Source organism: Chlorogloeopsis fritschii PCC 6912, from assembly GCF_000317285.1.
GTDB lineage: Bacteria > Cyanobacteriota > Cyanobacteriia > Cyanobacteriales > Nostocaceae > Chlorogloeopsis > Chlorogloeopsis fritschii.
This window is the reverse complement of record NZ_AJLN01000153.1, coordinates 99,418-113,246: the sequence shown is the minus strand read 5'-3', so window position 1 is coordinate 113,246 and position 13,829 is coordinate 99,418. Positions and strand designations below refer to the sequence as shown.

The following is a 13,829-nucleotide window of genomic DNA, read 5'->3' as shown; positions in this document are numbered from 1 at the left end:
TACAAAAATTCTATCTACCTCACCGAAAATGCTTCGCTAAACCTGCGAGTTACTGGCTCTAAGATAAAAGTTAAAACTGACTTTTTGCGGGTGACAATTTCACCACTAGCAGTCATCCCCGGAGTAAATGCCACTTCTTTACCCCGCACCATAATTGAATGTTTGTTCAGTTTAATTCTGGTGGGAAAAACTAAGCCCAATTCCTTATCTACAATGGCATTCGGGCTGACTTGCACTACTTCGCCATTCACAGTGCCAAATTCCTGAAAAGGGAAAGTCGCCATCTTAACCTTTGCTTTCATGCCATCACGAATAAAGCCAATATCACGGTTGAGGACTTTGACTTCAAGGAGTAGTTCTTCTCCATCTGGTAAGATAGATAGCAACTCTTCACCTGCTTGTACAGGGCCTTTTGTGGCTTTGATTCTATAAATTGTTCCAGATACGGGAGCTTCTATAGTTTCTTGTTGGCGTTGCTTTTGTGCCTGTTCTAACTGCCCTTGAACGTTGGTTAGTTCTTCTTTGCGCTTATTAATTTGGGTTAAAATTTCGCTTTGACGTTCTGATGCTAAACGCTGTGCTTGAGTACGAGCTGCTTGATATGCTGCTTGTGCTTGCAGAATTTCTTGCTTTTGGGCATCAATATCTTTTGCTAGGGATGTAACTTTGTCTTGCGCTTCTGTAAGTTTATTTTGGGCGTTAGTTACTTCATCGTTTGCTCTGGTGATTTCGGCGTTGGCACGGTTGAGTCTATCTTGCGCTTCTAGATAATCCAATCGCGGTACGGCACCAGAACCTGTGAGAGTACGGAGGCTTTGTTCTCTTTGTTGGGCGATCGCTAAATTATTACCTACTTTTTCTCGAATTTTTCGAGCATTAGCAAGGTTAGATTTGGCATTAGCAACGCTGGTTTTGGCATTGACTAAATTATCTTGCAACCTAGTTAAGCGCACCTTTGCCTGCTCGATCAGCGCGGCTTGACGATTTGCTTCTGCTTCTGCTGCCGTTTGACGCGCTTTGTAGTCTTGCAAGCGCGAAGTTAAAAGTTCATCTTGCAGTTGCGTACCAGTAGTTGTAACTCCTGTACGTTCTGCATCCAAACGCCGTAAGTCTTGTTGAATTAAATTGGTAGATTTTGCCAAGCGCGCTACATCAGCTTGCTGTAAATCTGGATCGCGTTCAATCAAAACTTGACCTTTGTTGACGCGATCGCCTTCTTTTACTTTTACCGCAATAATTGAGCCATTACCTAAAGATGTTACCGGACGTACCTGGGTAGAAGCAATTAACTCTCCTGATGCTCTTGCCACTTCATCTACTTGAGAAAAATGCGCCCAGCCAATTGCTCCAAATACGATTACACTTATTGTTCCTGCTAAAAATCTTGTATAAAGTGGCGGTAATTCTTGTACCGCCTTACCTAATTCATAAGATAGTTGTTCGTCTGGTTTAGCGAATCGCTGTTTTATCTGACGTGCTTGTGCAGGGTTCGCAGCAAGGGAATATCTCATAAGAATTTTAAACTAGGGATTAGGTACTGGGGACTTGGGACTGGGTACTGGGGATTGGGTACAGGGTACAGGGTACAGGTGATTGGGGATTGGGGAGTGTGGGGAGTGTGGGAAGCGGTTTCTCCCCCATCTCCCCCATCTCCCCCTCTTCTCTCCCACTCCTCTTTCTAGTTCCTAGTCCCTAGTCCCTATTTAAACCGCCAAATAACGCCGCAAGAAATTTTCTAAAGGTTCCAACTTAAAACCAAAAATTGCTTCTAAATTGGCAATTTCCTCTTTTGTACAGAAAAATTCATTTGCCAGCAATGTACGAAAGGTTCCCAGGTTTTTTTGTGCTTGGGGATTCATAAAACCTAAGACATTACGCAATCCATCAATAACAAACATTGGGGGATTAATTATTAATGGCTCTTTGTTAAAGATACGACCCAAAATCCGGGGAATATCTTCTCGTGATAAAATCTCTGGCCCTCCGACTGGTAATATCTGATTGCAAGCGGCTGGAATTGTTACAGAATCAACTACCATTTTTGCCAAATCATCTGTACTTACAATCGAAGTCCGGTTTTTGGGGTCACCAATAAGTAAATATAACCCTGTTTCCCGAAATCTTTCTGCCAAAGGCAGCAAATTAGATGCTAATCCAGCTGGTCGTAAAATAGTGTAGTTTAAGCCACTACTTTCTAAATATCCCTCTACAGCTCTTTTTGCCTTGAATACCGGAGCATCTTCATACCCTCTATCGGCTCCCAATACAGAAACAAAAACAAAGTGCTGCACTCCATTGGCTTTTGCTTGATCAATCAGTTCTATATTGGCACGATAGTCTAAAGCTAGGGGATTACCATCAGAACCATGAGTGCTGATAACATACTGGACACTTTGGCAAGCTTTCTGAATATCCTTTTCCTGTTGTAAGTCACCAATAAAGATTTCAGCGCCCCGGTGTTCTAATTCTCCATAGCGTGAAGTCAGGCGCACAAATGCCCGTACTGGCATTGCTTGTTCCCGTAGCAGTCGCACGACGCGGCGACCGATTCCTCCCGTTGCTCCAGTGACTAGAAACATAACAATTTTGGATTTTAGATTGGGTATCGGGGATTGGGTATCGGGAATAAGAGAACACGGGGAGGGGGAGAAAGGGAAGGGGCAAGAACGCAAATCACGATTCTCCTTGTCCCCAAGTCACCTTGTCACCTTGTCCTCTTCCTAATCCCTAGTCCCTAGTTACCAGCCCCTAGTATATGCAGTCTGTGTGGCGGTGCTCTTGGCGATACTACAAGGAAACAATCAATAAATAGTCGCCACGCACCATCTGTTTTTGGTGCGTTACACTTCGCTTTCACACATCCTACTAATTTAATAATTACTTTATAAATGCTCCTGCATCCCTGGCTATAGCTAGTAGTTACAAAATTACTAAGCTTTGGTAGTACTTCACCACATTGATTTTGACAAGTCGCAGGTGTTCATATCCCCGACTTTTTAAAAAAGTGGGGGATAACTTATGTAGTGGACTAGTAGGTTCGCTGTAACAAAAAGTGATTATGCTTGGCGATTTTGAGGAAGGGCGATCGCCTTCCACTCATTTATCAATAAACCTCATCGTGAGTGCCAATATCGATTAGCACAATCATCTCTTCATCCTCATCAGGTTACTCATTTCAGTAGATTCAGCAAGTAAAAAGGCATATTACTTTCTCGATATCTTTGAATGCTTTCTGATTTCAGTAATTCACACATTCATAGGGGCAATCGCTACACTATTAATTCAGTTCATGTCTAAAATTCCACAATCACCGGAGCGTGATCGCTAGGTTGAGTTAATTTTCTGGGAGTTATATCAATGGTGCAACTTTTTGCACGTTCGTACAAGTTTGGTGTGAGATAGTGATGATCTATTCGCCAACCTAAGTTACGGCGAAACGAAGCGGCGCGGTAATCCCACCAACTATAGTGCCCACCTTCTGTTGTGAATTTACGAAAGGCGTCGCTAAATCCCAGTGCAAGAATATCCCGTAAGGCTTGGCGCTCTGGTTCAGATGCCATAATGTGATTTTCGGTATTTACTTTTTCGTGAATATCTTTAGCTTCTAGGGCAATGTTAAAGTCGCCGCACATACAAATATTGGGTGTAGATGCCAAGAGAATCTGTAAGTACTCTCGCAGCACGTTTAACCAACGCAGCTTGTACTCATATTTCTCACTTCCTACAGCTGCACCATTGGGTACGTAAAGATTAATAATTCTGATGCCATCAATGACACCCGTGATTACCCGCTTTTGTTCGTTCCATTCTGGCGCTACTTCTGTCAACGTTGCACTAAAGCCAGTACTGACATCTTGTAGAGGTTTCAAACTGAGAATGGCAACACCGTTATAAGATTTTTGACCAGCTAAATGGAGATGATACCCTAGTTCTTCAAAAGGCGATCGCGGAAAATTTTCATCTACAACTTTAATTTCTTGCATACACAATACATCAACTGGATTTTGAATTAACCAATCAACAACGTGCTGCAAGCGGATGCGAATCGAGTTGACATTCCAAGTAGCAATTTTCATTAGTTATTGGTCATTTGTCATTGGTCATTGGTCAATAGTTAGTAGGGGCGGGTTTTGCCGATGATTTTTCGGTTGAAACAGACAATTTATCTTCTAAACCCGCACGGCAGTCGCTACAACGCGGGAAACCCGACGCCAGTTGCTTTATGCCGGGGAACCCGTCCACCCTCCGGGTTCAGCAGTCCCCCATCGCCGGAAACCGCCAAGACGGGGGCTGCTTCACCGCACTGGCTCCGCAACGCGCTGCCTCCCGTACAGTAGTTAGTGGATAGTGGTTAGTGGTTAATTTATTACTCTCCTTGTCTTGTCCCCCTGTTCCCTGTTCCCTATCCCCTGTCCCCTGTCCCCTATCCCCTATCCCCTATCCCCTTGTCACCGTGTCCCCTTTGATCCCGTGGTAGAGTTTCGTATTTTTCACTACAGAATCTACCATTTTCTATGATCCCCAAGATAGATGCAAGTAGAATGGCTGAGATAGTAATCTTTAGATCTTAGTTGCTTGACGAGCAATGCTGAATGGTCTGGAATGGCTGCGGGGCTATTACCAGGTTCGGTTAACCAAGAATTGCACTCTCAGGAGTCAGTTCGGTTAATGTAAAATTCAGATGGGTGAGTACAAATACTTCATCCAGGCTGTTTGTAAGTCCACTTTTTGAGGACTATAATCACTTCCTGAACCTAAACAATCTATGAAAATCGCTCAAGTAGCCCCCTTATGGGAACGAGTTCCACCTCCAACCTATGGAGGAATTGAACTGGTAGTGAGTCACTTGACTGATGAGTTGGTTCGTCGCGGTCATGAGGTCACTTTGTTTGCGTCTGGAGATTCTCAAACTCTGGCTAGATTAGAAGCAGTTTATCCACGTGCGCTGCGTTTAGACCCTAAGGTCAAAGAATACACGGCGTATGAAATGCTTGAACTCAGTCAAGTTTATCATCAGGCGGCGGAATTCGATTTAATCCATTCTCATGTAGGGATTTCGGCTTTACCTCTGGCGAGTTTGGTGCCAACACCTACAGTGCATACTCTGCATGGTAGTTTCACAGAGGATAACCGCAACATATACAGCCACCACAATCAGCAATCCTACGTCAGCATCAGTAACGCGCAGAGACAAATTAATCTTAACTACGTTGGCACAGTTTATAACGGGATTAATACAGAAGATTATCCTTTTGTAGCCCAACCTCAAGAACCACCATATTTGGCATTTCTAGGACGGTTTTCACCAGAAAAAGGCCCGCAATATGCGATCGCCATTGCAAAGCAAACAGGTTGGCGCTTGAAAATGGCAGGAAAAGTGGATGTAGTCGATTCTAAATTTTTTGAACGAGAAATTGCCCCTCAAATAGATGGTCAGCAAATTCAGTATCTCGGAGAAATCAATCATGCTGAGAAAACTGAACTGCTGGGCAATGCTGCAATCACCCTTTTCCCCATCACCTGGCAAGAGCCTTTTGGTTTGGTAATGATTGAATCAATGGCAACTGGTACGCCAGTAATTGCCATTAATTTAGGTTCTGTTCCGGAAGTGGTTAGCCAAGGCGTGACAGGCTTTGTCTGCCAGTCCTATGATGAAATGGCGACAATGATTCCTAAAGCTTTGGAATTAAGTCGTCACAGTTGCCGAAAATATGTAGAAAACAAGTTTAGCGTTACCCAAATGGTTAATGGGTACGAAGCGGTTTACGAAAAAATTATCAAAGACCGTGTTGATTTAAATGGGCGAATTCTTTCTGCAAAAATCCAATTTTAAACAATTTTTTGGTGCATATTAACCACAACTTTTTGGAAGGAGGACATAAATATGAGCATGAGAAGCAACGCTTGTCCATGTTGCGGTGGTTGCCTCCTGCGTCATGTCCGTCATGGTGAAGTTTACTGGTTTTGTCAAGATTGTAGACAAGAGGTACCACTGTTAACTATTACTAGTCTATCGAGTGCGATAGAAGGAAGAAATACAGGAGTTCTTTTGCAGCAATCAGTAAAATCTTAGGAGTCTTTATAACTTAGAACTTAAAACTCAGAACTCAGAACTCAGAACTCAGAAGGAAAGATACTTTTCTTTCCTCACTGAGTTTTAAGAGCGGACAACTGGGTTCTTTTTTGTGAAATAGCATTACAACGGTTTTTTGTAAGGTGGGCAAAAATATCTCAAATGTTTGTCAGATGGGCTACGGGCAATGCCCAACGCCAGTTGCTCCACTTGGGGAAACCCCAAGACCGCACTGGCTCCCCTACGATTTGTGGTTTAATCTATTCCCTGTTCCCTGTCCCCTATCCCCTATTACTAACACTCCTGATAAAATCAGGTGGAGCTATTAATAGGTTACAAGCTGTGTTAGCAGCCTTACTTTACGGTCAAGAAGATTTACGTCTAGAAAATGTTGCCGATCCTACCCCTGACGAGGGAGAAGTAGTTATTCAAGTGGGAGCGGCTACAACTTGTGGTACAGATTTAAAAGTATGGCGTCGTGGTGGCCATGCTAAAATGCTTAAACCTCCTACTCTTTTTGGTCATGAGGCTGCTGGACGTATTGTAGCTGTAGGCAAAGGAGTCAGAGGTTGGCAAGTAGGCGATCGCGTTGTCGCTAATAATTCCGCTCCATGCATGAATTGTTTTTTTTGTCAACGCCAAGAATATTCTCTATGTCCAAATTTGACGTGGAATAACGGCACTTTTGCCGAATATCTGAAAATTCCCGCGCCCATTGTAGAACATAATTTATTGCCAATTCCCGACAATTTACCCGATGAATTAGCAGCAATGACTGAACCTTTGGCTTGCGTGTTGCATGGGGTAGCTCGTTCTAATGTCAAGGCTGGCGATCGCGTAGTAGTTTTGGGAGATGGAGCGATCGGGCTGATGTTTGTAGCCAAGTTAGCCTACGATTGCTGTGTGGAAGTATTTTTATTTGGCGGTAATGACCAAAGACTAGAAATAGGTCAAAAACTTGGCGCTGCAAAGACTTTTAATTATCGTCAACTACCGGATATACCTACTGTGGTGAAAGAATTCACAGATGGTTGGGGGGCTGATGTGGTAATTGAAGCAACAGGTGTACCTAGTGTTTGGGAAACTGCGATTGCTTGCGCTCGTCCTGGTGCTACTGTTAACTTATTTGGTGGTTGCCCGCGAGATACGACAATTACTGTGAATACAGAACAGCTACACTACAGCGAATTGACGCTCAAGGGAGTATTTCACAATACTCCTGAATTTGTTAGGGCAGCGCTGGCACTGATCGCTAGTCAAAAAATTCCGTTTGAGTTGTTAATCAGCAAGCAGTGTCCGTTGAAGGATTTAGAAACAGTATTTTTGGAAATGCGATCGCGTCAAGTTATTAAAGTGGCAATGATTCCGTAATATTACTAGTAAGACAGTAGGGGTTCTGGGGGAAAACTAAGATTACCCTTTTTACAAAAAGCGAAAATGCTAAGAAAACCTCTACTGAACCTTTTAATTTTGCCTTTTTCTCTCCTGCCTTGGATGTATCTGGATACGTTATTTGCTAATCAAGCTCAAGCTTTACCAGGGCAAGGTACAGAACAAGTTGGTGCTTGGATCAAAGCACATCCGACATTGCGCCCCCATCATAACGAGCAGTTTTTTGTACAAAAGAGCGATACAGCAGCCCAACGGTTCACTTTTCAAGCATCTGTATTACCTCCTGGCAAAGTGGGGTTTATTAGAAACCGCAGCCAGATCCGCAACGAGCGTTTAGCCATGTATGATGCGATTAATGGGATGAATTTTGAGCGCTTGCAAGAATCTTTACGAGTAATTTATGGCTTAGATATCTATCAAGACTTTAAAAATGCTCAAGTAGTGTACGAGTATCCAAATCAGGGTGCAGTCAACTCAGCCCGTTTTGCTAAAACTCCTATTCGCGAAGCTTTGCGGGGAGAGTTGCGTTTAGGCGATCGCTATGCCTACTGGATGGAAGTTGCCCAACCCAAATCTGGTAAAGCTTTTACCGGGCAAATGACGGTTTTGCTCAAGTCCGATCTTAAAAAATTGGAAGCAGAATTGCGAACTCGATAAGGGTTAGTGGTTAGCTATATGTAGAGACGCGAAATTTCGCGTCTCTACAAAGTCGGGGATCTGTGTTCAGACTATCTACTAACCAAATTAATGTAAATTTTGCCAGTTACCAGAAAAGATACCTTCAGTTGCGATCGCTATTCTTAATAAATCTTCTTTGAGCAGGGGCGGCCAATCAACCCCTGCTTTACGCCCTCCTGCAAATAACATTTGAGTTTTGATTGTGAGTTGATACAAGGCGTAAGCCAATTCTCGATCTATAGTAGTGGCTTCTTTGAGACCATCAAATACCACTTTCAACGCTAGCAATGTTGAGGTGATCTGACCAGGAAAAGGCGGTTTGCCCTGCTGCATTCGCCTCAGGAGCGCATCTGTATTTTCCTCTGTAATCAGTGTTTGGTCAATTAGAAATTTGCGAGCAGTTTCGTAATTCATGCCTCCAGATTAGCGCAAATTGTTGCTTTCTAATTAAGTATATTTACTGTATTAATGAATTCTTTTTTTGCTCGCACGACAAATCCTAACTAGTGCTGTTACTCGCAGGTGGGTGCAGGTTCAGTTCGAGTTTCTTCTGTATGGGTAGATTTCGACACAGCCTGAGTCTGAGTTTTTTCTGTACGGGTAGATGTTGACACAGCCTGATTGCGAGTTTCTTCTTTGGGAGTAGATTTCGACACAGCCTGAGTCTGAGTTTCTTCTTTAGAAGTAGACGCTGATACATCCGGATTGCGAGTTTTTTCTTTGGGAGTAGAAGCTGATACATCCGGATTGCGAGTTTCTTGTGTAGAGTTAATTGCTAGCGCGGAATTTGATTCAGCGAGTTCTGCCCTGGCTTCAGCCACCAAATCCTCCCAGGTTTCGCCAACTCCTGCCAATGCACCTCTACTCTTTTCATAAATCAAAATACCTCCCTTAACAACCGACTTGGCGATCGGTCTTCCAATTCCAGCAAATATTGGTAATAATACAGGTGCCAAAATAACTGCTCCAACACCTGCAATTACACCAGGAGCACCAGCATCTTCAACGAAATCAACAATTTTTGGTGCCATAAGAAATCACCTTTATGTAATGTATAAAATTCTCATTTGTCTTAACCTTAACTTAACCAAAATGTTTGTATGATCTTTCTTTGGAATTATTTACGCAAAGAGTTTGGCGGTGTAAAAGTTTTTATAGTTCGGCGACGCTCTAAAAACGCTAAAACATCGGAAGGATGACAAAAAATCTGAGGGATATCACCAACGAAAAGCAACCACTTTTCCTCCTCAGCTAGTTGCAATTTCCATCGTTCTGTGGATACTTGGGGGAGAATTTGATATTTTCCTTGCTTGTCAATTTTGCATATAAATCCCCAATTTTTAGCTTGGCTCAATATCCTCTCTTGCATGGCTTGTAATTAAGTCTGGGACAGATTGTAGTTATGTATTTTCGATACCTGAGCGGCTTCGTTTAATGCAAATAAGTAGCACAAGATTAGTACTGCACTAGTTCAACTTGGGAGCCAGCACCTTGTCTACACCTAGTTTGTGTTAACAGTATAGAATCCAGTGAATAAAGTTTATATCTAGAAAAAGTTAGGCTCATGGGTTGAGCTTTAGACATAACTGAGAAAATAGACAATAGATTTTTCATCAGCGATCGCTATCGAACCCAATCGTAATATTGCTTAACTAGCTCGTGCTTTGGTGAACTACAAATTCTACGTAAAAGCAAATTAATAGTAGTTAAAAGGCAAATTTCAAGAATATTTGGTGAATTTCTTTACCTCCTCACAAATTTCTCACAATTTCCATGTAATTTCAATATTATCTAAGTAATTGAGTGATAAAAATCGCAAGTGTGTTAAATCACTAACGAAACTAAAACCACAGATTGATGGAATTAGTCTTTGCTTTGACTACGCTTCTATATTGTCTGCCTGTTTGTGGAGGAAATTGTTAGATGTCACCTACATTTGACTGGGAACAAATAAATGTACCTGAAATTGTCGAGGGTATTACAGGAGTAATTTTTGCACCTGTGATTCTTCCTCTCGCCTCAGCGATACATCAGCCTACTGTCCAAGCGGCAATCAAAGGTGGAATAGCTCTTTCTGAGAGGTGTAAAGAAGCACTTGCGGAAACTACAGAGGTAATTGAAAATTTAGCCGCAGAGGTAAATGCTGAACTAATCGCAGATAAGCAGGCGCAATCGAATGGAACTGCTCGGAACTATTCTTTAGACGGAACATCCATAATTGGTAGAGATTTGATCAATGTGGTGTCTGACTTCAATACAGATGTTGAACACTTAACTCAAGGCGCGATTGATTTACGGTTGTTATTTCCTTTAGGATTAAGCGCACTTGCTATTCGTCAATTGTTGATGAAGGGACTGCAAATAGATGAAATTCCCTGGTACACCTTGGCATGGTATGCTTTTGACTCTTTTGTCAAATTAAACAAAACTAATGAATTGCAACTAGAAAGCGGCGAAGACTCTATAGTCAATAGTCCATCATTTCAAAGATTTTGAGCCAGAAATAATTTAGAAAATAATAGTCATAACTGATAGGTAAAGAAGCCAGAAATTATAATGTTCACCGATGCTATAAATTCTGTGAGGGAGGCTTTTACAAAAGTATTCTGAGTTCTTTTACTTTACTTTTTAAGTATCTTACAGGAGTGGGAATTTTTGTGATTCAAGCAATTCATAATACAGTCAAAGGCAGAGCTAGATATAAGGTTAAAGAGCTTTATCGCTCACAATCTCTCAAGGAATATATTGAGCGATCGCTCACCAGTTACTCAGAAATAAATTATGTCTCTGCCAATCCATTAACTAGTAATATTCTTGTCACCTATGAGCAAGAATTTAATGCAGATAAAATCGCATCTTTGATTGAAAAAAGTATTTCAGAATATCAAACGAAAGGAGATATATTTCTTTCCGAAAAATCTGCAAAAAAATTATCTACAACCAAAAAAGAATCTAAAAAAAATATTGCTAATGCTCAAGAACAAAGAGTAGAAAATTGGCATTTAATGGAAGCAGATACCGTACTTAATATATTTAACACCTCAAGTACTACAGGATTAACTAATCAAGCTGCTGCTGAAAATCTGAACAAATATGGTCTAAATGTCCTTTCGGAAACAGAGACACGTTCAGATTTAAGTATAATCATTGACCAATTTAAATCCCTACCAGTCGCCTTACTGGGCGTTGCCGCTGGTGTTTCCGCGGTTACGGGAGGGCTGATCGATGCCTTAGTAATTCTGGGTGTTGTTGGTTTAAATGCGGCGATCGGCTATACAACAGAAAGCCAATCAGAAAGAATCATTCATTCCCTCAAAAGCCATCAGGAAACATCAACTTGGATAATTAGAGATGGTAAGCAAATAGAAATTCCTACAGAAAATGTTGTCATTGGAGATATTTTAGTTCTTAAAACAGGTGGCTATGTAGCAGCAGATGCCCGCATTATTCAAGCAGAAAATCTAAGTATTGATGAGTCTGCTTTAACGGGGGAAAGCATACCCGTGACAAAATCTACAGTATGCCCAACAGGAGAAGATGTGCCTCTTGCCGATCGCACGAATATGGCTTACAAGGGAACTTTTGTTACTGGTGGGCAAGGTTTAGCTGTGGTGGTGGCAACGGGTAAATTTACCGAAATGGGCAAGATTCAACAACTAGTTGGTGAAGCAACAGCAAGCGAAACGCCCTTATCAAGACAACTAGACGAAGTGGGCAGTCAATTGGTGACGATTGGGATGGGGCTTTGTGGGCTGGTTTTTGGCATGGGCGTGCTGCGGGGATACGGTTTGCTAGAAATGCTCAAGTCGTCTATATCTCTAGCGGTGGCAGCAGTTCCGGAAGGTTTGCCCACAATTGCTACTACCACCTTGGCGTTGGGCATTCAAGATATGCGGCGGCATAATGTCTTAGTTCGCAGTCTCAGCGCTGTAGAAGCTTTAGGTTCCGTACAAACCATTTGCTTGGATAAGACTGGAACCATTACAGAAAACCGGATGTCGGTTGTCGAAGTGCATACAGACAGCCAACACATTACAGTATCTGACGGTAAATTTATCGCCAACGGCAAGGATCTTAACCCTTATACTTGTGATGAACTGCTCAAATTAATTCACGTATCAGTTCTTTGTAACGAAAGTCTAATTAATTTAGAGCAAAATGGTGAGTTTAGTATTAAAGGTTCAGCAACAGAAAATGCCCTAATTCACATGGCTATCAGTGCTGGGGTGGATGTAAATCAACTCAGACAAAAGTATTCGTTGCAGCAAACCAACTTGCGATCGGAGAACCGTAATATTATGAGTACGGTTCATGGCACTCACGACAATTACAAGTTTATTGCTGTCAAAGGTAGCCCCGCAGAAGTAGCGCAGATATGCAAATACTGGATGCAAGACGGGGAAGTGGTGCCTTTAACAGAAGAAGACAGGCAAGCACTAGAAATTGAAAACGATCGCATGGCAGGGAAAGCATTGAGAGTATTGGGTGTAGCTTATACTCACATTGACGACGCCAAGGGTGGAAATAACTATGAACAAGATCTAACATGGCTTGGACTTGTGGGTATGGCAGATCCTGTTCGTAAGGGAGTCAAACAGTTGATGGCGGAATTTCACACAGCTGGTATTGATACGGTGATGATTACTGGGGATCAAACTCCAACTGCCTATGCGATCGCTAAAGAATTAGAACTAAGCAGAAAAGAACAATTAGAAATCCTTGACTCTACTAATTTCAACAATCTCACACCCGAAGCACTAACAGCACTCAGTGATAAGGTTGATGTATTTGCTCGTATCAGTCCTAGTAATAAACTGCAAATAGTCCAAGCTTTGCAAGCTGCCGGAAAAGTTGTTGCCATGACAGGCGATGGTATTAATGATGCTCCAGCACTTAAGGCTGCTCAAGTTGGTGTGGCAATGGGCAAAGGGGGAACAGATGTAGCCCGTGAGGTAGCAGATATCGTCCTCGAAGATGACAGGCTGGAAACTATGATTGTAGCAGTCAGTCGGGGTAGGACAATCTACAACAACATCAGAAAATCAGTGCATTTTCTGCTTGCCACCAACATTAGTGAAATTATGGTGATGACAGCATCTACAGCAGTTGGTTTGGGCGAACCCTTAAACGCAATCCAACTGTTGTGGCTAAATTTGGTTACTGACATTTTCCCAGGTCTTTCCCTAGCTTTAGAAGCACCAGAACCAGATGTATTGAGTCAGCCTCCCCGCAACCCAGACGAACCGATTGTTAAGAATTCCGACTTTGGCAGAATTGCTTTTGAAGCGGGAACAATATCTGCTACTACTTTAGCAGCCTATGGGTATGGCATCCTCAAATATGGCATCAGTCCTCAGGCAAGTACGATCGCCTTTATGAGCCTGACATCAGCGCAACTGCTACATACACTCAGTTGCCGTTCAGAACATCACAGCATATTTAGTAAAGAAAAATTGCCAAATAATTCTTACTTAAATGCTGCCATTTTGGGTTCCTTTGCCATTCAACTTATGGCTATAGCTATTCCACCATTGCGAAGTTTGTTGAAAATTACGCCAATAGATATCGTGGATGGTGCAGTCATTGGTGGTAGTGCTTTGCTGCCTCTATTGGTAAATGAAAGCACAAAGAATATAAATTTAAAAAATAATCTCGATCAAAAATCACTCTCCCTTGAAGAATAGTA

Annotated in this window: 11 protein-coding genes and 1 pseudogene; 6 read left to right on the top strand and 6 right to left on the bottom strand. The window is 42.2% G+C overall.

Translation table 11 applies throughout. The features are described from left to right. Positions 1 to 14: 14 nt before the first annotated feature. The 3 genes from UYC_RS0134620 to xth form a co-directional block, all read right to left on the bottom strand. On the bottom strand, positions 15 to 1,511 hold the full coding sequence (locus UYC_RS0134620) for a beta-barrel domain-containing protein (protein WP_016876177.1): 1,497 nt from the start codon (positions 1,509 to 1,511) through the stop codon (positions 15 to 17). A gap of 192 nt (positions 1,512 to 1,703) precedes the next feature. Beyond that, positions 1,704 to 2,579, bottom strand: coding sequence for an SDR family oxidoreductase (locus UYC_RS0134615; RefSeq protein WP_016876176.1), 876 nt, complete (start codon positions 2,577 to 2,579; stop codon positions 1,704 to 1,706). 714 nt (positions 2,580 to 3,293) lie between these two features. Further along, complete coding sequence (xth, locus tag UYC_RS0134610) at positions 3,294 to 4,076, bottom strand: exodeoxyribonuclease III (protein ID WP_016876175.1); 783 nt, start codon at positions 4,074 to 4,076, stop codon at positions 3,294 to 3,296. Between the two features lie 689 nt (positions 4,077 to 4,765). Between xth and UYC_RS0134605 the strand changes: the two genes are divergently transcribed. From UYC_RS0134605 to UYC_RS0134595, 4 genes are all read left to right on the top strand, one after another. Continuing rightward, a complete protein-coding gene (locus UYC_RS0134605; RefSeq protein ID WP_016876174.1) occupies positions 4,766 to 5,833 on the top strand; it encodes a glycosyltransferase family 4 protein in 1,068 nt (355 codons plus the stop codon). Positions 5,834 to 5,884: 51 nt separating this feature from the next. Next, complete coding sequence (locus UYC_RS37035; RefSeq protein ID WP_071588459.1) at positions 5,885 to 6,073, top strand: hypothetical protein; 189 nt, start codon at positions 5,885 to 5,887, stop codon at positions 6,071 to 6,073. A gap of 342 nt (positions 6,074 to 6,415) precedes the next feature. Beyond that, entirely contained in the window at positions 6,416 to 7,444 is a 1,029-nt protein-coding gene (locus UYC_RS0134600) for a zinc-dependent alcohol dehydrogenase (RefSeq protein ID WP_026087564.1), read from the top strand. Positions 7,445 to 7,510: 66 nt separating this feature from the next. Next, entirely contained in the window at positions 7,511 to 8,122 is a 612-nt protein-coding gene (locus tag UYC_RS0134595) for a hypothetical protein (protein ID WP_016876172.1), read from the top strand. Between the two features lie 87 nt (positions 8,123 to 8,209). Here UYC_RS0134595 and UYC_RS0134590 read toward each other — a convergent pair whose 3' ends face one another. The 3 genes and pseudogenes from UYC_RS0134590 to UYC_RS0134580 form a co-directional block, all read right to left on the bottom strand. Next, positions 8,210 to 8,557, bottom strand: a complete 348-nt coding sequence (locus tag UYC_RS0134590) for a hypothetical protein (RefSeq protein ID WP_016876171.1) — start codon at positions 8,555 to 8,557, stop codon at positions 8,210 to 8,212. Between the two features lie 350 nt (positions 8,558 to 8,907). After that, a pseudogene (locus UYC_RS39770) lies at positions 8,908 to 9,174 on the bottom strand (DUF5132 domain-containing protein); the annotation flags it as partial. 86 nt (positions 9,175 to 9,260) lie between these two features. Continuing rightward, positions 9,261 to 9,512 carry a hypothetical protein gene (locus UYC_RS0134580; RefSeq protein WP_016879847.1) on the bottom strand — a complete coding sequence of 84 codons (252 nt, stop codon included), beginning with the start codon at positions 9,510 to 9,512 and terminating at the stop codon, positions 9,261 to 9,263. A gap of 554 nt (positions 9,513 to 10,066) precedes the next feature. On the opposite strand from UYC_RS0134580, the gene UYC_RS0134575 reads away from it, so the two are divergent. Beyond that, positions 10,067 to 10,639: a DUF5132 domain-containing protein gene (locus UYC_RS0134575; RefSeq protein WP_016876168.1), complete on the top strand. Its 573-nt coding sequence runs from the start codon at positions 10,067 to 10,069 to the stop codon at positions 10,637 to 10,639. 161 nt (positions 10,640 to 10,800) lie between these two features. After that, positions 10,801 to 13,827 (top strand): cation-translocating P-type ATPase, encoded by a 3,027-nt coding sequence (locus tag UYC_RS0134570; protein WP_016879846.1) that lies wholly within the window; start codon positions 10,801 to 10,803, stop codon positions 13,825 to 13,827. The last annotated feature ends 2 nt before the right edge of the window (positions 13,828 to 13,829 follow it).